The organism is Rheinheimera sp. MM224 (assembly GCF_947090785.1).
In the GTDB taxonomy this organism is placed as follows: Bacteria; Pseudomonadota; Gammaproteobacteria; order Enterobacterales; family Alteromonadaceae; genus Pararheinheimera.
The window spans coordinates 3,618,647-3,641,906 of sequence record NZ_OX352320.1; the positions used below are offsets into that span (position 1 = coordinate 3,618,647).

The window sequence follows — 23,260 nt, forward strand, 5'->3', positions numbered from 1 at the left end:
ACTCACCACTACTTACCACAACACGCTAAGCGCTGGGTTTAATCTGAATTGCTGTTGTTCGTCTTTTGCTTTGTCTGCGGTTGCAGGCTCTGACAGAACCTTTTGTGTTTTAGTGTTTTGTTTTACCGCCGCATCTACAGCAGCAAAAGCCTGCGCCAGATCGGCTATTAAATCTTGTGCTTCTTCAATACCCACAGATAAACGAATTAAAGTCGGGCCTATACCAGCGGCTTTTTGTGTGGCTGCATCTAAAGAGGCATGAGTCATAGAACCAGGGTGACAAATTAAGCTTTCAATGCCACCTAAAGACTGAGCCAAAGTGAAACACTGCAGGGCTTCAAAAAATACTGCTAAATAGACTTCATCGGCGGCTAAATCAAAACTCAGCATGGAACCAAAACCGTGCTGCTGTGCTTTGGCAATGGCATGACCCGGATGATCTTTTAAACCAGGGTAATAGACGCGGCCCACCAGTGGCTGTTTTTGCAGGAAATCCACCACCAGTTGTGCATTGTGCTGATGTTGTTTAATACGGGGTAATAAAGTGCGCAGGCCACGTAAAGTCTGATACGCATCAAAAGCGCCACCAGTGACACCTAAACAATTCGCCCACCATTTCAGCTCATCACCCACTGCAGCGTCTTTGGCAATTAAAGCTCCACCTATGATATCGCTGTGGCCATTAATAAATTTGGTCGTGGAATGAATCACTATATCAGCGCCCAAAGCTATCGGGTTTTGCAAAGCCGGTGATAAGAAAGTGTTGTCTACCACCAAAATCGCATTCAGTGTTTTTGCCAGCTCTGCAGCGGCTTTGACATCAGTAATTTGCAGCAATGGGTTACTTGGGGTTTCAACCCAAATCATTTTTGGCTGCGCCGCTTTAATTTGTTCAGCCCAGTCGGCTTGCTGGAAATTTACCACTACCAGCTTAAAGGCTTTTTTACGAGTGGCTAAATTCAGGAATAAACGATAACTGCCACCGTAACAATCATGAGGAATGACTAAAGTATCTTCCGGGCCAATCAATTGCAGCGCCAGCAGACAAGCTGACATGCCAGTGCCGGTAATTAAGCCTTTAGCACCACCTTCCAGCTCTGCCAACGCATCGCCTAACAAATCCCGCGTTGGGTTATTCGAGCGTGAATAATCGTATTTGCCCGGTTGTCTAAAAGCTTTGAGTTCATAAGTTGAGGTTAAATACAAAGGCGGCGTAACAGCACCATATGCAGAGTCCTGCGCTATTCCGGCGCGGGCAGCTACTGTGGCTGAGTGTTGTTTGCTCATAAAAAACCTCAAATTTAGATGTTTAGACGTCTAAAAGTATACCCAGAAAAAATAAGAAGTCAAAACATTTAGACGTCTGTACTATTAAATCTTGCGCAGAGTTTGTACTCGGGAGTATAAAGAAGTAAAATTTCGTCCAATTACGTGCGCAACGTAGCAAAGGTCAGCAGACCATATAACTAAATTCAATCAAGGTATCCCTATGGCAAAGTGGAATGGTGAGTATGTTCACCCTTATGCGGAACACGGAAAGAAGTCCGAACAGGTGAAAAAGATTACAGTCTCTATCCCGTTGAACGTATTGAAAGTGTTAACAGATGAAAGAACCCGCCGCCAGGTCAACAACCTGCGTCATGCCACCAACAGCGAATTATTATGTGAAGCTTTTTTGCATGCGTTCACTGGCCAGCCTTTGCCTGCAGATGAAGATTTACGCAAAGACAATCCACATCAAATTCCAGTGGAAGTGCGTAACATTTTAACCAGTATGGGTAAGCCAATTCCTGTGATCCAGGAAGCGGATTCAGACGAAGAGTAAGCTGAATAATTGGGGTCAGAGTAAAATTAAATCAAAGATTTAATTTTACTCTGACCCCTTTCTATTTACTGCATATAGTTTTCTGGTAATGGCAAACGCGCCACTCCTGATGCCACAGCAGCTTCTGCCACAGCTCGGGCAACACGGGATAATAAACGTGGGTCCATTGGCTTTGGAATAATATACTGTGCACCAAACTCCAGCGACTCAACCTGAGCAGCTGTCAAAACTGCCTGCGACACCTGCTCTTTGGCGATAGCGCGAATGGCATGCACTGCTGCCAGTTTCATCTCATCGTTAATGACCTTGGCACGCACGTCCAAAGCACCACGGAAAATAAATGGGAAACATAAGACGTTGTTGACCTGGTTCGGGTAATCCGAACGGCCTGTCGCCATAATTAGATCGCTACGCTGGGCATGCGCCAGTTCAGGTTTAATTTCCGGATCCGGGTTCGAGCAGGCAAAAATCACCGGCTTGTCCGCCATCAGTTTTAAGGCTTCGGCTGGCAAAGCATCAGGTCCAGACACACCGACAAATACGTCAGCGCCATCCATTGCATCTTCCAGCGTGCGCTTGTCGGTATTATTGGCAAATAGCTCTTTGTATTTATTTAAATCATTACGGCGGGTGTGGATCACACCTTTGGTGTCGAGCATATAAATATGTTCGCGTTTCGCACCACATTTGATCAACAGTTCCATACAGGCAATAGCAGCTGCACCAGCACCTAAACAGACAATCACCACTTTACTGATGTCTTTGCCCTGAATTTCAAGCGCATTCAATAAACCTGCAGCAGTAACAATAGCTGTGCCGTGCTGATCATCATGAAAAACCGGAATATTGCAGCGTCTGATCAGCTCTTTTTCGATTTCAAAACATTCAGGCGATTTAATATCTTCAAGGTTAATACCACCAAAGGTATCGGCGATATTGGCCACTGTATCGATAAACTCTTCTGTAGTGCGATGAGTCACTTCGATATCAATAGAATCCAGGCCAGCAAAACGTTTAAACAACAAAGCTTTGCCTTCCATTACGGGTTTAGACGCCATAGGGCCTAAGTTACCTAAACCTAAAATAGCAGTACCATTGCTGATCACAGCCACCAGATTGCCTTTGCCTGTGTACTTGTATACATCATCTATATTGTTGGCAATTTCGCGCACTGGTTCAGCCACACCCGGGCTGTATGCCAAAGCAAGATCTCTGACGGTTTCAGCTGGTTTACTGATTTCAATACTGATTTTGCCCGGTTTAGGCTCGGCGTGATACTTCAGCGCCTGTTCTCGAAAATCTGACATAGGTAAGAGGTTCCATGAGTAAGTATGCCCTGTGGGCTATAGTGTTTTATTTGCTATGAGCTGTGGTGCAACCCAAAAGGTGGCTCATTCTAAAGAGCAAGCCTGTTCTTTAGAACCACTAATTTTCAGATCGTACCAGTGAGCAAGCTTACATTTTCAGACTCTGTTCTGATGTTTTCTCTGCTCCGTCAGGCATTTTTGTAGGGTGTGCCAGTACGGTTCAGACTGCTGAAAACTTCAACAATAGAGCTCTGCACGTCTGTTATAACAAGTTTAACTCAGAGCGCCAAGGGCTAAACCCACACTGGACAGACCTCTTTAGGCTAAATTTCACAGCTATGCAGTTTTTCGGCATCTTTAAGCAGATAAAGATGCAGACTCTTTGGCTCTTTATGCATAAAGTTCAGCTGACGATTTAAATTATCTATTAATTTCAAACAGATGAAATAAAAAAGCACAAATATCAACCAATCAGCTTATGCAGATAATAAAAATTTCAATATCAATAAACTCTCTTCACACAACTGCTAATCTCTTTATGGAATAAAAAAACATATACATATAACTATTGACGATTAGCAGTTCGGCAGGCAGAATAAAATTTATACGCAATTTCTGTCTCTTTACCACGCACTGTGGTGACAGAAGCATTTCTTCCAACTCAAGTCTTATCACACCTGAGTCGCTGTGAATTAGTGTACGAAAACACTATCAGTTTTATAGTTTCAGGTCCCTGCAACAGGCTTATTACTTGAGGGCTCTGCATGGAACATAATGTCTCCTTAATTACCACTATTGCCGCCGCTTTTGGCTTGGCACTTATTTTAGGTGTAATAGCTGCGCGCCTGAAACTGCCCGCTTTGGTCGGCTATTTGTTGGCCGGTATCATCATAGGCCCGGCAACCCCTGGTTATGTTGCTGATCTGCATATAGCTTCACAATTGTCTGAAATTGGTGTGATGCTGCTGATGTTTGGCGTTGGCTTACATTTTTCTGTCAAAGATCTGATGTCGGTAAAAAATATCGCTGTGCCGGGCGCCATAGTGCAAATGGGTTTGGCCACTTTGCTTGGCTTTTTTGTCGCTCAATCCTGGGGCTGGACCTTTGGTGAAGCCCTGGTCTTTGGTTTGTGTTTATCCTGCGCCAGTACAGTGGTGCTGTTAAAAGCACTGGAAGCTAAAGGTGTGCTGGAGAGCAGAAATGGTCAAATTGCCGTCGGCTGGCTGGTGGTGGAAGATTTAGCCACAGTGTTAGTGCTGGTGTTGCTACCGCCTTTAGCCACCTTGTTGGGTGGCACTGCAACAGTAGAGACAGAAACTGGTCCTTTATGGTGGACCATCAGCCAAACCTTGTTGCAAGTTGTGGCTTTTGTGGTCTTGATGCTGGTGGTAGGACGCAGAGTTTTCCCCTGGCTGTTATGGCAGGTTGCCAGCACAGGTTCACGCGAACTTTTTACGTTGGCTGTGATAGCCGGAGCTATCAGTATTGCTTATGGCGCGGCAGAACTCTTTCATGTGTCTTTTGCTTTAGGTGCATTTTTTGCCGGCATGGTGATGCGGGAATCGGAATTCAGCCACAGAGCAGCTGAAGAGTCTTTGCCGCTGCGTGATGCCTTTTCCGTGCTGTTTTTTGCCGCTGTGGGTATGTTGTTTGAGCCAGCGATTTTAGTAGAGCAACCTTTGCATGTACTGATAGTACTGGCCATTATTGTATTGGGTAAGTTTTTTGCCGCCTTTGTGCTGGTGTTGCTGTTCCGCTACCCGCTGAATTCAGCACTGACAGTGGCTGCAAGTCTGGCTCAGATAGGTGAATTCTCCTTTATTCTGGCTGGTCTTGGTATGACGCTGGGTTTATTGCCGCAGGAAGGCATGAGCTTAATTCTGGCCGGTGCCTTATTGTCTATAGCACTGAACCCCTTGCTGTTTGCTATGGTGTCACCGTTAAATACATGGGTATTAAAACGCTCAGCCTTGGCGCGTAAGTTGGATAGCAGAGCTGACCCTTTCAGTGAATTGCCTATGGATACGGATAGAAAATATCTGGAAAATCAGGTGGTACTGGTTGGTTATGGCCGGGTAGGTCGCAGGATAGCTGCAGGTCTGTCAGCACAAAATATTCCTTTTGTCGTTGCCGACAAAAATCATGACAGAGTGGAGCAGTTGCGACAGCAAGGAATTCCGGCCGTGTTTGGGGATGCCACTGAAGTAGAAGTGCTGATCCAGGCGCATATTCTGCACGCAGCAGTACTGGTGATTGCCACACCTGAAACCATAGATGTGCGTAAAACGGTGCACAGCGCCCGACTGGTCAACCCTGACATTCAGGTGATACTGCGCACACACAATGAAGATGAAGTAGAGCTGCTAAAACAAGACCAATTGGGACAGGTTTTTTTAGGTGAGGATGAGCTGGCACAGAGTATGACTCTTGCTACTCTGACTTATTTCGAAACCTCGGTAAAAACAGCCAGTCATTAAAGTTCTACTTTTCTTGAGCTATAAAAAATGGGAGTGCAGTGCACTCCCATTTTTTTAACGCAAAACACCCTTAAAGCGAAGGAGTATTCTCGCCTTCTTTTTCAATCACTTCAGGCAATAAATCCTCACGGCTTGCGCCCAGGAATACTGCGATTGAACTCGCGACGAAAATGGACGAATAAGTACCTACAGCAATACCAAACAATAAAGCTGCGGCAAAACCGTGCAGCAGCGGACCGCCCATATAAAACAAGGCAACCAGTGATAATGCAGTAGTACCGGAAGTAATAGTGGTACGGCTTAAAGTAGAGGTAATAGCGTCGTTGACCGTTTCTTCCACTGTAGCATCCCGTAACTTACGGAACATTTCACGGATACGGTCAAATACTACTATGGTGTCGTTAATGGAGTAACCCACTAATGCCAGTAAGGCTGCCAGCACCGTCAGGTCAAATTCCATCCCAGTGATAGCAAACAAGCCCATAGTGACAATAACGTCATGTACCAAAGCCATGACAGCACCCACTGAATAACGCCATTCAAAGCGGAAGGCGACATACATCATGATACCGATAAAGGACGCCAATAACGCCAGCATACCGTCATCTTTTAGTTCATCACCTACTGAAGCACTCACGTTTTCAACGCGACGCTTGGTTACCTCACCCTCTTCCACTTTCTGGATGACTTCAATGATTTGATTGCCTACCACAGCCTGGTCAATATCTGCACGAGGTGCAATACGGATCATCACTTCAGTCGTAGTGCCGAAGTACTGCACTATAGCGTCAGGGAAACCATTGCCAGCTAAAGCATCACGAATTTTATTCAGGTCCGCCTGCTTTTCAAAACCAGCTTCAACCACTATACCGCCGGTGAAATCCAGACCAAAGTTAATGCCTTTAGTGAATACAGCAAACAATGAGCCTAATACCAATAAGGTAGAAAAGGCGAGTGCCGGCCACTTAAAGCGCATAAAGTTGAGTGGTTCTTTAAAATGAAGAAGTCTCATCATAATTCCTTATATAGGTAACTTATCAACTTTACGACCACCCCAGATCAGATTGACAAACAATCTCGACACTGTGACTGCGGTAAAAATAGAAGTGATAATACCCAAGGCCAAAGTCACGGCAAAACCTTTGACCGGACCAGAACCTAAACCAAACAGTATTAACGCGACCAGGAAGGTTGTGATATTCGAGTCGGTAATAGTGGCAAATGCCCTGTTATAACCTTCATGTATAGCTTGCTGCACCGAACGGCCTGCTTCAAGCTCTTCACGAATACGCTCGTTAATCAACACGTTGGCATCAATGGCCATACCTATGGTCAACAGGATACCCGCCATACCAGGTAACGTCAGAGTAGCGCCAGGCACCATAGACAATACGCCGATCAGCAACACCACGTTACTGGCCAACGCCAGGTTGCCCACCATACCTACGCCTTTGTAGTAAATGCCCATAAACACTACAGTCAGGATCATACCCCACATAATGGCGTTAGTACCCAGCTCAATGTTTTCCTGACCCAGACTTGGACCTATGGTACGTTCTTCTACAATCTGGATAGGAGCAATCAAAGCACCAGCACGTAATAACAGCGCCAGGTTTTGTGCTTCAGCCGGACTGTCTACCCCTGTGATACGGAAGCTACGACCTAAACGTGCCTGAATAGTGGCGACGTTAATCACTTCTTCTTTTTTCTCAAGAATAGTGCGGCCCTGCGCATCTTTTTTATCTGTAGGTTTGTATTCAATGAACACGGTCGCCATTGATTTACCAATAGCTTCTTTAGTGGCTTGCGAGAAGGTATTACCCCCTTTCGCATCCAAATCGATATTCACCTGAGGACGGCTGTATTCGTCGTAGCTGCTGTTGGCACCGATAATATGGTTACCCGTCAGCATCACACGTTTTTGCAACAGTACAGGGCGACCCTGACGGTCTTTGTACAACTGAGCATTCGGAGGTACACGGCCATCAATAGCACTTTGTAAATCGCCTGCCTCATCCACCATACGGAATTCAAGAGTCGCTGTTGCACCTAAAATTTCTTTGGCACGGGCCGTATCCTGCACACCTGGCAATTGAACCACAATACGTTCAGCGCCCTGGCGCTGCACTAAAGGTTCTGCCACACCAATGGCATTTACGCGATTACGGATGATAGTGATGTTTTGTGCCACCGCATCTTCACGTAAAGCTTTGATTTTTATTTCGCTAAAAGCTGCGATCAGTGTCAGATCATCAGCTTCAGTAAAAGTCATATCACGGTCTTTTGCACTTAATAAAGTTTTAGCTGCGGCTAAATCTTCAGCAGTACGGAAACTCAGATTGACACGTAAATTTGGTACATCGGCGGTCACGGCACGGTAACGTACTTTGCCTTCACGTAAATCTGAACGATAAGCCTGCACTAAATCGTTGACGTTTTTTTCCATCGCAGTTTTCATGTCCACTTCCATCAGGAAATGCACACCACCACGTAAGTCCAGACCCAGCTTCATTGGGGCTGCACCTATAGCATCCAGCCATGCCGGAGTTGCCGGAGCCAGATTTAATGCGGTTACAAAGTTATCACCCAAAGTTTTGGTTGCCACTTCACGGGCAGCCAACTGGTCTTCTGTATTTAAAAAACGAACCAGCACCTGGCCTTTTTCCAATACAGCTGATTTAGGTGTTAAACCTTGTTCAGTAAAAGATTTTTGCAGCTGATCCACAGTTTGCTGAGTAACATCAGCACCACGTGTCGCACTGATTTGTAAGGACGGATCATTGGGATACAAATTCGGTAGGGCGTACAGCATGCTGACGCCCATCACGATGATCACCAATAAATACCGCCAGATGGAGTTCTGGTTTAACACATTAAAATCCTTTTACAGTGATTTCATCGTGCCTTTCGGCAGTACGGCAGCGATAGCAGATTTCTGCACTGTCACTTCAGTGGTATCGTTTAATGCGATAGCAACAAAGTCTTTATCGTCAGCAATTTTAGCGATACGGCCAACTAAACCACCTTGTGTTAATACTTCATCGCCTTTGCCTAAAGCAGACATCAGGTTTTTATGCTCTTTTACGCGTTTAGCTTGTGGGCGGTAGATCAGGAAATAGAAGATCAGACCAAAGGCCACCAGCATAATCAGTAAATCCCAGCCACCACCAGCAGGTGCTGCAGCTGGTGCGTTGGCGTATGCATTAGAAATAAATAAACTCATAACATGTCCCCTAAAGTTTTAATTGAAAATGAAATCTTATTGTTCTGTAAGGCTAGCTTCCAGCGAAGGTACTTCCATACCCCGTTTCTGGTAAAACTCAGCCACAAACTCTTCCAGCTTTTGTTCAGCTATAGCTGCACGTAAGCCCTGCATTAATTTCTGATAATGATGCAAGTTGTGCATGGTATTCAAGCGAGCGCCCAAAATCTCATTGCATCTGTCCAGATGGTGTAGATATGACCGAGAATAATTTTTACAAGTGTAGCAATCACATTCTGCATCTAAAGTAGATGGATCATCTTTGTGTTTGGCGTTGCGGATCTTAATCACACCAGTGCTGACAAACAAATGACCATTACGGGCATTACGGGTTGGCATCACACAGTCAAACATATCAATACCACGGCGCACCGCTTCAACTATGTCTTCAGGTTTACCCACACCCATTAAATACCGTGGCTTGTGTTGCGGCATCTGGCCTGTGGTGTGATTAAGAATTTTAATCATATCCTCTTTCGGCTCACCAACGGATAAACCGCCAATGGCATAACCATCAAAGCCAATCTCTTCAAGGCCCTGTAAAGAGATATCACGCAGCTGCGGGTACATACCGCCCTGAATAATACCAAAGAGCGCAGACGGGTTATCACCATGCTCATCTTTGCTGCGTTTAGCCCAGCGCAGTGACATTTCCATCGACTTTTTCGCTTGCTGCTCTGTCGCAGGGTACGGCGTACATTCGTCAAAAATCATTACGATGTCTGAGCCTAAATCACGTTGCACCTGCATAGAACGCTCAGGAGTTAACATGATTTTTTCACCATTTAGCGGCGAGCGGAAGGTCACACCTTCTTCTTTAATTTTGCGCAGTTCACCTAAACTGAACACCTGAAAACCACCAGAGTCGGTCAAAATAGGTTTGTGCCAGTTCATAAAGTCATGCAAATCACCATGTTTTTTGATGATTTCAGTGCCTGGACGCAGCATTAAATGGAAGGTATTGCCTAAGCAGATCTGTGCACCTGTAGCGTCCAGCTCTTCAGGTGTCATACCTTTGACTGTGCCATAAGTGCCCACTGGCATAAATGCAGGAGTTTCAACAATGCCGCGCTCGAATACAAGACGGCCACGACGGGCTTTACCGTCGGTTTTTAATAATTCAAATTTCACGTTCTACCTCAGTATCTGCCAGAAAAACAGTCCGGCTTTTTTCGCGCCCGATTGTAGCAGAAGCAAAGGCCAAACCCCACCCTTAAAGCGGTATAGCCTTTGTACTTGACGCTACATCGAAATGGGCGCGGCCAAACCGCGTGAGATTGAATTGCAATTGGAGGTCGGAGGGTTTGCAGGGGTTGCGGCTTGCCCCAACCCGCCGATGGACATCGCGGTATTAATAGACGGGCGGGTACAAGACCCGCCCCTACGATCGATTGAGAAAAATTTACAGGATCAGCATCGCATCGCCGTAGGAATAAAAGCGATATTCTTGTTCTATGGCAGTTTGATAGGCCTGCATCACATAGTCTTTTTGACTAAAGGCGCTGACCAGCATAATCAGAGTAGATTCAGGTAAATGGAAGTTAGTGACTAAACCATCAATGACCTGGAACTGGTAACCAGGATATATAAAGATTTTGGTATCGCCGCTGTATGGCTGTAAGTTCTTGCCTTGCTGTAATGCGATTTGAGCAGCAGATTCCAGTGAACGCACCGACGTAGTGCCTACCGCAACTACCCTGTTACCACGGGTTTTACAGGCGTGAATCGCATCAACCACAGCCTGATCCACTTCGATGTATTCAGCATGCATCTGGTGGTCCAGCACATTGTCCACCCGCACCGGCTGAAAAGTACCAGCCCCAACATGCAAAGTGACATAAGCAAACTCAACACCTTTGTTTTTTAACGCCGCCAATAAAGGCTCATCAAAATGTAAACCCGCAGTGGGTGCAGCTACAGCACCAGGTTTCTGGTTATACACCGTCTGATAACGTTGTTTGTCTTCGTCGCTGTCTGGTCTGTCTATGTAAGGAGGCAGCGGCATATGCCCCAACCTGTCCAGCATCCCAAGCAAAGGTTCTTCGCCTAACAGCTCCAGCTCAAACAAAGTATCGTGACGCTGCAGCATTTTCAGCTTTGTGTTGTCATCGACCAGAATAATAGTATCTGGTTTAGGCGCTTTACTGGCGCGCACATGAGCTAAAAAGCGCTGGCTATCAAGTACCCGCTCAACCAGAATTTCAACTTTGCCACCTGACTCTTTTTGGCCAAATAAACGGGCCGGTATCACGCGGGTATTATTAAATACCAATAGATCGCCACTATTGAGTTCAGCCAATAAATCAGTGAACACCAGATGGGATAACTCACCAGTCTGGCGCTGCATTTTTAATAAACGACTGCTGGAACGTTCAGCCTTAGGGAAACTTGCGATCAGCTGCTCTGGCAGCTCGAAGGAAAAATCTTTTACTTGCATATGTCTAGTCCGCTTTACCGACAAACTGTTTACCCTTCGTACTTGAAACCGCAGCTTTGTTGACTAAGCTCTCTCGCCCCAGTCACATAGGACAACTATGCTCTAGGGGACTCTTTCACTTGTCGCCGCACTGCAATTCCAATTACTTTGGGTACTAAACCGGCATTGATGCCGATACCAAAAGCGCTTTGATAGCGCGGCGGCAGTCTACAAAGATGTTTTTTTCAACACAAGCTATTTTTCCGCCAGACTACGCTATGCAGAATTTCAGCTAAGCTTTAGAAAAGCCCAGAGACATTACCGGATGATTTACCGCTTCTATTTACTCTGTTGTTTTTTAGCCTTCCAACCTGCTTTTGCTGAGCAAAGAGTCCCTGCTGAACTTCAGATCAGCACACCTATCTGGCCTGGTTTTACCAATGCGGATGGTAGTGGTGCTTATGTGGATTTGTTCCAGTTCGTTTATCCAAAAGATCAGGTACAACTGGTATGGAATTTTAGTAATTACAGCCGGGCTATCGCTCTGGTGCAACAAGGTAAACACCATATGGTACCTGGCTTGTCAGCTCATGAGTCCATCAGTCAGCGCGAGATATTACTACTCTCTACCCACCCTTTTGATTTTGATTTAATAGTGGCTATTTATCATCCGGAACACACAGCGCCACCCAGGTTGGAACAGTTAAAACAACATAAATTGGCTTGGGATCTGGCCTACGATTTACATTTATTGCTGGATCTGCCGGCAAAAGGTTATGAGGTGCTGGACATTAAACAAGGGCTGGAATTAGTGAAGAATCGTCGGGTTGATATTTATCTGGCAGAAAAAAGTGAGCTGTTGCAATACCTGCAAGGTGAAACGCCAGTCAAGTTACAACCTCTGCACTACAAAGAATTGCTACGGGACCCAATTTATCTGGCCTTTGCTAATAATGAAGCTGGACAGGCATTTAAAGAAATTTGGGATCGACGTTTTATCGATTTATATAAAACAGGTCAGTTGAAACAGTTTTATCGTCACTATCCGCAACTGACCTTACCCACACTAGATTAATCTTTAGTCACTGCATTTTTGCTGCAATACTTCTGTGATTAACTGTGCCATCTGACGGTAACTACGTAATTTACTGGACGTAGGACGCCATGCGATACCTATATCCCGGTAGGCCTGACCTGAACTTGGTTTCTGCGCTACTAATTCAGTGCCGCGCAATAAACCACTGTTGATCGCCATCTGAGGCATAAAAGTTACGCCCAGCTTGTTGTTTACCATCTGACTTAAGGTATGCAAACTGGTAGCAAAAAACGGATTTACCTTACGACTGTCATCCAACTCACAGGCTTTTACCGCATGACCTGTCATGCAGTGCTCCCGCTCTAACAGGAAGATACTTTCATCTGGCCACTGACTGATATCCTGCTGAAAACCCCGGTCAAGCCAGTCTTTATGCAGCACCAGCTTAAAGGCGTCCTGGGCCAGTACTTCGGCATGCAAAGTGCCGGTATCATAAGGCAGAGCTAACAACACTAAATCCAGGCGGCCTTCACTCAATGACTGTAAGGAGTTTTCCGTCGTATCTTCCCGCAGCAATAATTGCAGTTCAGGAAAACGCTCACGGGTCAGCGCCATCACTTCACTCAATACAAAAGGTGCAATGGTTGGAATACAACCTAAACGCAGCGGCCCCGCCATTGGCTTGCCCTGAGATTTGGCAAATTCAGTTAGCTCTTCACATTGCTCCACTATGTACCGCGCCTGACGCACCACATCTTCGCCCAGCGGGGTAAAAATAAAAGTCTTATGATCGCGCTCCAACAACTGCGCATCCATAGTTTCTTCTAAGTTGGCAATGGCAGCGCTTAAAGTGGACTGGCCTATATAACAAGCTTCAGCAGCACGGCCAAAATGCTGATGTTCATGCAAGGCCAGCAAATACTGCAGCTGTTTGATACTGGGAACTCGTTTCATCTTTAATTCCGATGACTAAACTTGATTAAAACCAATTTAAGCGAATAGCTCCAAAAAGCAAAGTGACATTTAAAATAATAAAAAAATCCCGGCATCAAGCCGGGATTTTTTATCAAACTACAGATGGCATCAAGCGCCAAAAATTGCTTTGATGATATAGAAAAATACGATAGCTAAACCAGCGCCTACAGGCAAAGTAACAACCCATGAAATAAAGATGTTACGGATAACTCCAAGGTTCAGTGCAGCTATACCACGAGCCATGCCGACACCTAAAACCGCCCCCACTAAAGTTTGAGTGGTAGAAATAGGTAAACCTATACCAGAGGCAATCACCACTGTACTGGCAGCTGCAATTTCAGCAGCAAAACCGCGGCTTGGCGTCAGGTGAGTAATGTTTTCACCAATGGTGCGTATTACTTTAGCACCTAAAGTTGCTAAACCCAGCACTATACCGACAGCGCCTAAAGGCAGGATCCACCAGTCTAATGCGACTTTATCCAGGATTTGACCACCGGACTGAATGATACCCACCACAGCAGCCAAAGGACCTATAGCATTGGCTACATCGTTTGAACCATGAGCAAAAGCCATACAACAAGCAGTGAAAATCATCAGAATACCGAAGATACGCTCTACGTTATTGAAATGCATTTCCTTGTCAGCTTCAGGGTCTATTTTCAGACGACTAATGGCAATTTTACCAATGATACCCACCACTAAGGCGATGGCTACACACAACATGAAACCTTCAGTGGACGTCAGGTTCAGGCCTACATGCTTTAAGCCTTTGCTGACGGTGACAAAAGCCATCATAAAAGCAGCGAACACCATGTAGAAAGGCACATATTTTTTCGCAGCTTCGAGTGGATTATCTGTATCAAAAATCAGGCGCTGCGCACTCATAAAGATCAGATATGCCAGAATACCAGCCAACACAGGAGTCACAACCCAGCTGCCTACTATGCTGCTGACTTCATCCCAGCGCACATATTCCATACCCACGCCAACCGAAGCGAAGCCAATGATAGCGCCAACAATAGAGTGAGTGGTAGAAACAGGCCAGCCAAAATGAGTTGCCACTAATAACCAGGTACCAGCAGCTAATAAAGATGCAATCATGCCGTACACCAGCAATTCAGGCACAGCTTTAAAAGCTTCAGCATCAACTATGCCGCTGCGGATAGTTGAAGTCACTTCACCACCAGCCAACCAGGCACCGGCGGCTTCAAAAATGGCAGCAATAATTAAGGCTTGTTTCAGAGTTAAAGCTTTAGAGCCAACTGAAGTCCCCATAGCGTTGGCAACGTCATTCGCCCCCACACCATAGGCCATAATAAAGCCGAATACAGCGGCAATAATAATCAGCAATAAGCCGTATTGAGAAATAATTTCCATCGTTGAATTACCTTAAGAATTAACGGGCTAACATGATTTCGAGTCGAGAACCTACTTTTAAAGCTGAATCAGCTAAATCGCCAACCCACTCTAAAGTGCGGTACAGGAACATCACATCAACCGGATTCATTTCGGCTTCAGCTTTGCGTACATACTTGCGCAGACTGATTTGCAGTTGGTCAGTGTCGTGTTCAATTTCGTCGATACGTTCAACCATTTTGATGACTAACTCGACTTCACGACCACGGAAACCAGTTTCCAGCAGTTCGTCCAGCTCGTTGATCGCTTCACAGGCTAATTCAACGGCGTCGATACAACGCTGTAAATACGCCTTAAATTCCACCTGAATAGGCAGAGGAATTTCTAACTCACGACCTAACACACGGCCGGTGATGTCTTTGGCTTTGTTAGCAATTTTATCTTGCTGAGAAACCAGCTCTAACAAGTCCGTTCTGTCTACAGGTAAAAACAATCCACGTGGTAAATGCACACGGATATCACGCTTTAATTTGTCAGCATCCTTTTCTAACGCTACAAGTGCCTTACGAACTTCAGCCGCCTGTTCCCAATCCTTTAAAAATACTGCGTCAAAAAACGGCAGTAATAACAGACTGGCATCAAATACCTTCTTGATGTGTTCTTCTAAAGGCTTGATTGGTGATTTCGCAAAAACCGCCAAAAAGTGATTTGGCATAAGTGTGCCTCTTGCTGTTGAGTTAATGAAAACCGGCGCGCATTGTACTGCAATCAAAGTGTAATAAAAACTTCTTAAAAGCCAGTAATAAAAAAAGCCTGATAAAACATAGGTTTTATCAGGCTTTTATGACAACTTTATGGGTAAGTTTTTTAACTGCGCGCGTCTTGCTCCAATTTTTCATCATCAGCATGGCGCACATCTTTACCTTTCACCAGAAAGACGATGTATTCAGCGACGTTTTTACAACGATCGCCAATACGTTCCATCGAACGGGCTGACCACAATACGTTCATGATCTTAGGAATAGAGCGTGGGTCTTCCATCATATAAGTCATCAGCTGACGGGTGATAGCTTCGTATTCACGGTCTACTTTTTTATCTTCACGGTGCACAGCTAAAGCCGCTTCCACATCCATACGGGCAAAAGCATCTAATACATCGTGCAGCATCTGCGCGACATGGCGGCCCATATTATCCAGATTGACCAGCAAGTCCTGCTGCGCACTGTTAAAGGACTCCAGTGCCACTTTAGCAATACGTTCAGCTTCGTCGCCAATACGCTCTAAATCAGAAATCGTTTTGATAATAGCCATAATCAAACGTAAATCGCTTGCAGCAGGTTGACGCTTTGCAATAATACGGGTGCACTCGTGGTCAATTTTGATTTCCCAGTCGTTTACCTTTAAATCGTTAGCAATCACCTGACGAGCTAAGTCAGCATCACTGCTGGCAATAGCATTCAGTGCATCAGCCAGTTGCTGCTCAATTAAGCCGCCCATCGCCATCACATGGTTGCGAACCTGTTCAATTTCTTCATTAAACTGGCTGGAAATGTGTTTAGTTAAATTCATTTTGTCCATCGCTTTCTCCTCCTGGGGCTAATCCGTTAACCAAAACGGCCTGTGATGTAATCTTCAGTTTGTTGCTGCGATGGATTGGTAAACATCTTATTAGTGGCATCAAACTCAATTAAATCACCCATATACATAAAAGCAGTATAGTCGGATACACGGGCGGCCTGTTGCATATTGTGGGTAACAATCACAATAGTGTATTTATCTTTGAGCTCATAAATCAGCTCTTCAATTTTCAGCGTGGAAATTGGATCCAAAGCTGAAGCTGGTTCATCAAGCAATAACACTTCTGGTTCAATGGCAATAGCACGGGCAATCACCAAACGTTGCTGCTGACCACCTGATAAACCAAAGGCATTGTCGTGCAAACGGTCTTTTACTTCGTTCCACAAGGCCGCACCTTTTAATGAAGTTTCTACCACTTCATCCAGAATACGTTTGTCTTTGACGCCTTGTAAGCGCAGGCCATAAGCCACGTTTTCATAAATACTTTTTGGAAAAGGGTTAGGTTTCTGGAATACCATACCGACCTGACGGCGCAGCTCAGCCACGTCAATTTTCGGGTCATAAATATTCTGGCCATCCATTAAAATCTGGCCTTCAATACGGCAGATATCTACTAAGTCGTTCATCCGGTTAAAGCAGCGCAATAAGGTAGATTTACCACAACCTGAAGGGCCGATAAAAGCAGTTACGCGTTTTTCCGGGATCGTCATATTGACGCTTTTTAATGCCAGCGCATCACCGTAGTACAGCTTCAGATCATTGACCTGAAGTTTGATTTTTTCATCCGACAGTTTCAATTCGGTTTCTACTGGTGGAGCTGTTAATTTATCTTGATTCATCTTCATTACCATTCTATGAAATTGGTCTGCGAAATTGGGTTAGCATAAAAGGCCTGCCATGCAGGCCAGTCGCTTTCTAATCTGTATCGCTGCGGTATTTCTCACGTAATCTGTTACGCATATAAATAGCCGCCATATTCAGCACCACAATCAATAACACCAGCACCAGTGCTGTGGCATAGAGTAAAGGACGCGAGGCTTCAACGTTTGGACTCTGGAAACCCACATCAAACACATGGAAACCTAAGTGCATAATTTTTTGGTCTAAGTGAACAAAAGGGAAGTTGCCATCTATAGGTAAAGTAGGAGCTAACTTCACCACCCCTACCAGCATCAGTGGCGCGACTTCACCTGCAGCTCGGGCCACAGCCAGAATTAAGCCAGTCATCATAGCCGGAGTAGCCAGTGGCACTACGACTTTCCATAAGGTTTCAGATTTAGTGGCGCCCAACGCCAGGCTACCCATACGAATAGTACTTGGAATACGGGATAAACCTTCTTCTGTGGATACAATCACCACCGGAAGCGTAAGCAGCGCCAGCGTTAATGAAGCCCAGAACAGACCCGGAGTACCAAAAGTCGGGCTTGGTAAAGCTTCAGGGTAAAACAACTGATCGATGCTGCCACCCATAATGTAAACAAAGAAACCTAAACCAAAGACACCATAAACGATTGAAGGTACACCAGCCAGGTTGTATACCGAAATCCGGATGATCTTCAACAGTGGACCTTGTTTGGCATATTCACGCAGGTAAATAGCTGCCAGCACACCAAAAGGCGTCACGATAATGGCCATTAAGATAACCATAGTGACAGTACCAAAAATGGCCGGAAAAATACCGCCTTCGGTATTGGCTTCACGTGGCTCTTCAGTCAGGAAGTTACCAATGCCTTTGACATAGTGTTTGGTTTTCTGCCAGACCGACATATCGTTGGGTGCATAAGCATGAACAATATTAGCCAGTGAAACTGTCACTTCACGGCCTTCCGCAGAACGAACTACTAAGCTGTCACGATTAGATTCAGCACGCAGTTGATCCAGCTTTTGCTGGATCACTTCGTATTCATCACTCAGTATTTTGTTTTCTGCAGCGGCCTGAGCTTTAAACTCTGCCATTTCAGCGTCAGACACTTTATCCAACACCAGCCGACGTTCAGCTAAACGTAGCTCTTCAATCTGGTTGTTGATGCGGCTGATGTCATTTTTTTCGATATCTTTCATCTGCTGGAAAATAGCGTTGGCGCGTTCAACCCGCTGCAACAGCTCTGGCCACATGGCCACACCTTCAGCAATCAGTTTGTCGCCTTCAGTTAATTTCAGCGGAAAACCATAAAAGTTACCACGCTCACGACGCTCCAACGCAATAGCACCTTCAGGCACAGACCAACCGCTAATTTCATAATCCATATACCAGGAGAAATCACGGCCATATACATCGCGGTTGCCTACTTTCACCAAATAACGGGTGACCGCCTCCAGCTCTGCTGGCACTGTAGCGCCCGACTCACGCAACATCACAGCTGACACTGTTTCAGCGCGCACCAGTTCACCCAGAATAACTTTTTTTGACCGGATTCAGGTGCCCACTCGGTCTGCTGTAAATCCGCAGGCCAGAAATGACTGCCACCACGCACCACAATCAAACCTAACACGCCCACCACCATCACCAGACACAAGGCGATGGCACCGGCGTTTAACCAAATCCAGGGAGTCCCTGATCTGAACCAGGCTCTTACGCCAAATAAAGATTTCATCAAAGTGCCCCTTAATTACAGATTGCTGAAGCGTTGACGTAAACGCTGCCGTATCACTTCGGCGAGAGTATTAAATACAAAGGTAAATACAAAGAGCACCAGCGCTGCCAGGAACAACACACGGAAGTGAGTGCTGCCTACCGCAGTTTCAGGAAGCTCAACCGCAATATTGGCGGATAAAGTACGCATACCTTCGAAGATATTAAAGTTCACTACAGGGCTGTTACCTGTTGCCATCAGCACGATCATGGTTTCACCCACAGCGCGGCCAAAACCCACCATGACCGCAGCGAACACACCTGGACTTGCGGTTGGCAATACCACACCAACCATGGTTTGCCATGGTGTGGCGCCCAAAGCTAAAGAGCCCTGAGTTAAGTGGCGAGGCACGTTAAAAATGGCATCTTCAGCAATAGAGAAGATATTCGGAATAACAGCAAAGCCCATAGCTATACCTACAATCAATGCATTACGCTGGTCGTAGTTAATGCCATTGTCGGTAAACCACTGACGTAAGCTGCCATCAAAGAAAGTGTTGTCAATCATTGGGCTGGCACTGATAGCCAGGTAACCAAACAGAATAATTACAGGTACTAAAAACGCTGCTTCCCAGCCTAAACCAAAACGGTTACGGATAGATTCCGGCATATACCGCCATAAGTAGGCAGCTGCAAGCATCATAAATGGCATCAGGAACAGGATGGCAAATACAGCGCTTAAATACTCTTCAATAAAAGGCGCCAGCCATAAACCAGCCAGGAACCCCAAAATAACTGTAGGTAAAGCCGCCATAATTTCGATGGTAGGTTTTACCTTACCACGCAGCACTGGCGTCATAAAATAAGCCACGTAAATCGCGCTCATAATCGCCAGCGGAGTGGCAAATAACATGGCAAAAAAGGCGGCTTTTAAAGTACCAATAGCCAGCGGCACCATGCTCATTTTCGCTTCAAATTCATCCGAACCTGCCGAGGCCTGCCAAATGTATTTAGCTTCATCACGGCCTTCGTACCATACCTCGTTCCACAGTGCTTTATAAGATACGTCAGGATGAGCATTTTCCAGCTCAAACTTATGCATCTGACCTTTATCATCCAGCATCAGGAAATTGGTATTGATAGGCGATATAGCAATTTGTTTTGCGATCAGACTATCGTCAAAGGCTTCTAAAAATAAAGTGCGGGCTGAAGTACCGTAATGAATGCCTAAATGACCTTTATCATCGATAGCCATAAAGCCTTTACGGGAATATTCAGATTCAATTTGAGTGATAGCGCCTGGGTGCTGCTCAAAGTCACGGATTTGTTTTAAGTCGAAGTTGTTGTGCTGATCGCGCACTAAAAACCACTGACTCAATTCACCTTTAGAGGACCCCACCACCAAAGACACAGTACCCACCAGAAACTCCATAGCGGTAATTTGTGCGCTTGATGCAACTGCATTCACACTTTGTACTAAGCGCGCTTCTTGTGGGTTATTGATGGCGTAATAATGAATGTGACCTGTTTTATCAGAGACAAATAAATTCTGGAAGGTGTTATCGATCAGTATTTTAGTCGCAGACGCTGGTGCATCTGGCAAACTGTAATCGGTGCGAACTACTGTAGTTTCACCGGTCAGGAATACAGTTTCAGCCACCATATTCGACAGCACTAAACGACCGTCAGCCGTGTAGGCGCTCAACATGCGGTTTTCGTCTTTTTCCTGAATAGCAACAGCCAATAAAGCCTGGCCCTGAGCATCGACCTGCACAGGATTTTCACCTAAAGGAAAACTAATCTTAGGATTGACCTGGCGCTGGTCGTTTGGGTAACTCAACAGGTATTCGTGCTTGGCAATTAAAGCCTGACCGTTGGATAAACCTAAAATGATGGTACCAGTACGAGGGTCTGCTTTACCAAAAGCTGTGACTGTCACACCAGCAGGCAAAGCCAGCTGAACCTGTTGCTTTAGCTCACCTGTATCTGCATTAAAAAATTGCAACTTCGCATCAGAGGTAATGGTTAAACCCACTTCACCGTAACGCTCAATATTGCTGTGCAAAGGTTGTGCGCTTGGGCTTTGGTAGCTGGTTTTCTGTTCGACTGAAGCGGAGGAGAATAAAGGCCCTACTTCAGAAAACAGATAAACAAATATAGTAGCAAAAGCCAGCACCACACTGATGCCGGCAAAGCTGATGCCATATTTGGAGATTTTATCTTTAATAGCACGCCAGCGCCGTAAGCGGGCCCGACGTTCACCAGTTGGCAGCAAAGAACGCGGTGAATCACCGGCTGACTGCTGACTTGGATGGGTTGAGTGCATAGTTGCGATACCACCAGTTACTTTAAGATGCTGGCAACTATAGTAGAGTTTTATGACGGAAATATTACAGAGTGGTTTTTTGTCATATAAATGACACAAATCAAGTCAGGCAGAAAAAATCAAACATTTGTTTTTAATAGAAAAAAACAAGGCACCTTTCGGCGCCTTGTTTTCGTATCGTTCAGACTTATTTGATACCTAAGTCAGCCAGAGCTTTTGCAGCTACTGTTGCTGGTACTGGCACATAACCGTCATGAGCTACTACGTCCTGGCCATTTTTTGACAGTACGAAGCGAACAAATTCACGCTCTAAAGGCAGCATTTCTTTGTTTGGGTGCTTGTTGATGTAAACGTACAGGAAACGGGATAACGGGTATTTACCATCTAAAGCGTGATCCGCATTTGGTGCATAAAACGGTTCGCCTTCTTTTTTCGCTAAAGGTAAAGCACGCACGCTTGATGTGATATAGCCGATACCTGAGTAACCGATACCGTTAATAGACTCACTGATACCCTGCACTACAGAAGCAGAACCTGGCTGTTCGTTGATGCTGGATTTAAAGTCACCGCCACATAAAGCAACATCTTTAAAGTAACCATAAGTACCAGATACAGCATTACGGCTGTATACAGTGAAATCACGGTTCGCCCACGCGCCTTCCATGCCTAACTGGCCCCAACGTGTCACGTCTTCTTTGTAACCACATTTACGGGTTGCAGAGAAAATAGCATCCACCTGAGCAATAGTCAGACCTTTTAACGGGTTGTCTTTGTTCACGTATACAGCTAACAAGTCGATAGCGACCGGAATAGCCATTGGTTTATAGCCGTACTTGGCTTCGAAATCCTGAACTTCTGATGGCTTCATCGCACGGCTCATTGGGCCAAAGTTCGATGTACCTTCAGTTAAAGCTGTAGGAGCAGTAGAAGAACCAGCACCCTGGATTTGGATGTTCACGTTCGGGTATTGCTTACGGAACTCTTCTGCCCATTTGGTCATCAGGTTGTTTAACGTATCAGAACCGATGCTGGAAATGTTGCCTGAAACACCAGTGGATTTTACATAGGCTGGTAATTTAGGGTCGGCTTCGATAATGGCTGCCTGAGCTGTCAGGCCTAAAGTGGCTGCGATCAGACTTAATGAAGTTAATAACTTTGCTACTTTCACGTTGCTCTCCTCACAACAGACAGATGCCTGTTCGTGGTTCAGGTTGTTTTCTGGGACTCATCATAAGAAAGAAATATGACACTAATATGACGAAATAAAAGAACTCCAACCTAAACTCATTGAAGTTGTAGCAAAGCATCCATTTAGTCATAACAGCGAAGCTGGTTTTGATAAGGTACGAAAGTACATTCGTGAACACAGGCAAGAGTATCAACCAACACGCATAAAGCTGAGCTAGATCATTTTTTTTTAATTTGTCAGGAGAATTGCGACGACTTGACTGTCAAAAACTGGCCAGAGGTCTACAATGGGGTAAGCCAAATCTGGCTAACCCACTGTTTTTCAAAAGGTGTTTTGCATTTTTATCAGTTTTCCGCCGTTTCCGGGAGTAAGGTTGTATGAAGCAGTTGATTTTAACCGTTATAGGTCAGGATAAAGCAGGTTTAGTAGAACAACTCGCCACAGTCATTGCCAGTCATCAAGGCAACTGGATGGCCAGTAACTTAAGTCACTTGGGTGGCTACTTTGCGGGTATATTGCAACTGGAAGTCCCTGAAGAACATCTGTTTGCACTGACAACAGAACTGGAACGTATGGCTGATCTGGATATTAAAATTCAGCAAGGCCTACATTCTGAAGTTCATCTGGATAAACAGCTGCAATTTGTCATCACAGGGAACGACAGACCCGGCATAGTGCGCGAGCTGTCCAGCGTGATCAAACACAAAGGTGCCAATATTATTCACTTCGAAAGCTCTAAACAAAGCGCACCCAACTGGGGAGTACCTTTGTTTCATGCGATAGCTACAGTAGAACTGCCTGCAGGTCTGAATAAAGATGAAGTAGTGAAAGCTCTTGAGGCTATAGCATCTGACGTAGTGGTTGATATTGAACACTAAATTCTCTGAAAAAAATATTTCTGTAATAGAGGATCAAGCCCTTGATCCTTTCATCAGTCTGTC

Annotated in this window: 18 protein-coding genes and 1 pseudogene; 4 read left to right on the top strand and 15 right to left on the bottom strand. The window is 45.3% G+C overall.

The genetic code is table 11. From position 1 onward, the window contains the following. Positions 1-12: 12 nt before the first annotated feature. A complete protein-coding gene (metB, locus tag OM978_RS17115) occupies positions 13-1,287 on the bottom strand; it encodes a cystathionine gamma-synthase (RefSeq protein ID WP_264343493.1) in 1,275 nt (424 codons plus the stop codon). Positions 1,288-1,489: 202 nt separating this feature from the next. On the opposite strand from metB, the gene metJ reads away from it, so the two are divergent. Then, the gene (gene metJ, locus OM978_RS17120; protein ID WP_008900448.1) at positions 1,490-1,825 is read left to right on the top strand and encodes a met regulon transcriptional regulator MetJ; all 336 of its coding nucleotides are present in this window, start codon (positions 1,490-1,492) and stop codon (positions 1,823-1,825) included. 65 nt (positions 1,826-1,890) lie between these two features. Here metJ and OM978_RS17125 read toward each other — a convergent pair whose 3' ends face one another. After that, positions 1,891-3,132: a malic enzyme-like NAD(P)-binding protein gene (locus OM978_RS17125; RefSeq protein WP_264343494.1), complete on the bottom strand. Its 1,242-nt coding sequence runs from the start codon at positions 3,130-3,132 to the stop codon at positions 1,891-1,893. 764 nt (positions 3,133-3,896) lie between these two features. Between OM978_RS17125 and ybaL the strand changes: the two genes are divergently transcribed. Then, positions 3,897-5,609 (top strand): YbaL family putative K(+) efflux transporter, encoded by a 1,713-nt coding sequence (gene ybaL / locus OM978_RS17130; RefSeq protein WP_264343495.1) that lies wholly within the window; start codon positions 3,897-3,899, stop codon positions 5,607-5,609. Between the two features lie 70 nt (positions 5,610-5,679). Here the strand turns inward: ybaL and secF are convergent, their stop codons facing one another. From secF to queA, 5 genes are all read right to left on the bottom strand, one after another. Next, complete coding sequence (gene secF / locus OM978_RS17135) at positions 5,680-6,621, bottom strand: protein translocase subunit SecF (RefSeq protein WP_264346965.1); 942 nt, start codon at positions 6,619-6,621, stop codon at positions 5,680-5,682. A gap of 9 nt (positions 6,622-6,630) precedes the next feature. Continuing rightward, positions 6,631-8,481 (bottom strand): protein translocase subunit SecD, encoded by a 1,851-nt coding sequence (secD, locus tag OM978_RS17140; RefSeq protein WP_264343496.1) that lies wholly within the window; start codon positions 8,479-8,481, stop codon positions 6,631-6,633. A gap of 12 nt (positions 8,482-8,493) precedes the next feature. Beyond that, positions 8,494-8,832 (bottom strand): preprotein translocase subunit YajC, encoded by a 339-nt coding sequence (yajC, locus tag OM978_RS17145; RefSeq protein ID WP_233081393.1) that lies wholly within the window; start codon positions 8,830-8,832, stop codon positions 8,494-8,496. A 36-nt stretch (positions 8,833-8,868) separates the two neighbouring features. Further along, complete coding sequence (gene tgt, locus OM978_RS17150; RefSeq protein WP_264343497.1) at positions 8,869-10,002, bottom strand: tRNA guanosine(34) transglycosylase Tgt; 1,134 nt, start codon at positions 10,000-10,002, stop codon at positions 8,869-8,871. 271 nt (positions 10,003-10,273) lie between these two features. Continuing rightward, positions 10,274-11,308 (bottom strand): tRNA preQ1(34) S-adenosylmethionine ribosyltransferase-isomerase QueA, encoded by a 1,035-nt coding sequence (gene queA, locus OM978_RS17155; RefSeq protein ID WP_264343498.1) that lies wholly within the window; start codon positions 11,306-11,308, stop codon positions 10,274-10,276. A gap of 304 nt (positions 11,309-11,612) precedes the next feature. Between queA and OM978_RS17160 the strand changes: the two genes are divergently transcribed. Next, a complete protein-coding gene (locus OM978_RS17160; RefSeq protein WP_264343499.1) occupies positions 11,613-12,362 on the top strand; it encodes a transporter substrate-binding domain-containing protein in 750 nt (249 codons plus the stop codon). Between the two features lie 3 nt (positions 12,363-12,365). Here the strand turns inward: OM978_RS17160 and OM978_RS17165 are convergent, their stop codons facing one another. From OM978_RS17165 to OM978_RS17200, 8 genes and pseudogenes are all read right to left on the bottom strand, one after another. Next, entirely contained in the window at positions 12,366-13,277 is a 912-nt protein-coding gene (locus OM978_RS17165) for a hydrogen peroxide-inducible genes activator (RefSeq protein WP_264343500.1), read from the bottom strand. A 129-nt stretch (positions 13,278-13,406) separates the two neighbouring features. After that, on the bottom strand, positions 13,407-14,675 hold the full coding sequence (locus OM978_RS17170) for an inorganic phosphate transporter (protein ID WP_264343501.1): 1,269 nt from the start codon (positions 14,673-14,675) through the stop codon (positions 13,407-13,409). 19 nt (positions 14,676-14,694) lie between these two features. Beyond that, a complete protein-coding gene (locus tag OM978_RS17175; protein ID WP_264343502.1) occupies positions 14,695-15,369 on the bottom strand; it encodes a TIGR00153 family protein in 675 nt (224 codons plus the stop codon). A 152-nt stretch (positions 15,370-15,521) separates the two neighbouring features. Next, on the bottom strand, positions 15,522-16,232 hold the full coding sequence (gene phoU / locus OM978_RS17180; RefSeq protein WP_127025683.1) for a phosphate signaling complex protein PhoU: 711 nt from the start codon (positions 16,230-16,232) through the stop codon (positions 15,522-15,524). Positions 16,233-16,258: 26 nt separating this feature from the next. Then, entirely contained in the window at positions 16,259-17,071 is an 813-nt protein-coding gene (gene pstB, locus OM978_RS17185) for a phosphate ABC transporter ATP-binding protein PstB (RefSeq protein ID WP_233008289.1), read from the bottom strand. Positions 17,072-17,147: 76 nt separating this feature from the next. Continuing rightward, positions 17,148-18,826: pseudogene (gene pstA, locus OM978_RS17190) on the bottom strand (phosphate ABC transporter permease PstA). A gap of 15 nt (positions 18,827-18,841) precedes the next feature. Next, positions 18,842-21,130, bottom strand: a complete 2,289-nt coding sequence (locus OM978_RS17195) for an ABC transporter permease subunit (RefSeq protein ID WP_264343504.1) — start codon at positions 21,128-21,130, stop codon at positions 18,842-18,844. Positions 21,131-21,317: 187 nt separating this feature from the next. Continuing rightward, on the bottom strand, positions 21,318-22,298 hold the full coding sequence (locus OM978_RS17200; protein ID WP_264343505.1) for a PstS family phosphate ABC transporter substrate-binding protein: 981 nt from the start codon (positions 22,296-22,298) through the stop codon (positions 21,318-21,320). Positions 22,299-22,696: 398 nt separating this feature from the next. Between OM978_RS17200 and OM978_RS17205 the strand changes: the two genes are divergently transcribed. Continuing rightward, the gene (locus OM978_RS17205; protein ID WP_233008285.1) at positions 22,697-23,197 is read left to right on the top strand and encodes a glycine cleavage system protein R; all 501 of its coding nucleotides are present in this window, start codon (positions 22,697-22,699) and stop codon (positions 23,195-23,197) included. The last annotated feature ends 63 nt before the right edge of the window (positions 23,198-23,260 follow it).

Bases quoted from the DNA above. Each gene is read 5' to 3' on its own strand.
- metB (WP_264343493.1), bottom strand. From the start codon at position 1,287: ATGAGCAAACAACACTCAGCCACAGTAGCTGCCCGCGCCGGAATAGCG.
- metJ (WP_008900448.1), top strand. From the start codon at position 1,490: ATGGCAAAGTGGAATGGTGAGTATGTTCACCCTTATGCGGAACACGGA.
- OM978_RS17125 (WP_264343494.1), bottom strand. From the start codon at position 3,132: ATGTCAGATTTTCGAGAACAGGCGCTGAAGTATCACGCCGAGCCTAAA.
- ybaL (WP_264343495.1), top strand. From the start codon at position 3,897: ATGGAACATAATGTCTCCTTAATTACCACTATTGCCGCCGCTTTTGGC.
- secF (WP_264346965.1), bottom strand. From the start codon at position 6,621: ATGAGACTTCTTCATTTTAAAGAACCACTCAACTTTATGCGCTTTAAG.
- yajC (WP_233081393.1), bottom strand. From the start codon at position 8,832: ATGAGTTTATTTATTTCTAATGCATACGCCAACGCACCAGCTGCAGCA.
- queA (WP_264343498.1), bottom strand. From the start codon at position 11,308: ATGCAAGTAAAAGATTTTTCCTTCGAGCTGCCAGAGCAGCTGATCGCA.
- OM978_RS17160 (WP_264343499.1), top strand. From the start codon at position 11,613: ATGATTTACCGCTTCTATTTACTCTGTTGTTTTTTAGCCTTCCAACCT.
- OM978_RS17165 (WP_264343500.1), bottom strand. From the start codon at position 13,277: ATGAAACGAGTTCCCAGTATCAAACAGCTGCAGTATTTGCTGGCCTTG.
- OM978_RS17170 (WP_264343501.1), bottom strand. From the start codon at position 14,675: ATGGAAATTATTTCTCAATACGGCTTATTGCTGATTATTATTGCCGCT.
- OM978_RS17175 (WP_264343502.1), bottom strand. From the start codon at position 15,369: ATGCCAAATCACTTTTTGGCGGTTTTTGCGAAATCACCAATCAAGCCT.
- phoU (WP_127025683.1), bottom strand. From the start codon at position 16,232: ATGGACAAAATGAATTTAACTAAACACATTTCCAGCCAGTTTAATGAA.
- pstB (WP_233008289.1), bottom strand. From the start codon at position 17,071: ATGAATCAAGATAAATTAACAGCTCCACCAGTAGAAACCGAATTGAAA.
- OM978_RS17195 (WP_264343504.1), bottom strand. From the start codon at position 21,130: ATGCACTCAACCCATCCAAGTCAGCAGTCAGCCGGTGATTCACCGCGT.
- OM978_RS17205 (WP_233008285.1), top strand. From the start codon at position 22,697: ATGAAGCAGTTGATTTTAACCGTTATAGGTCAGGATAAAGCAGGTTTA.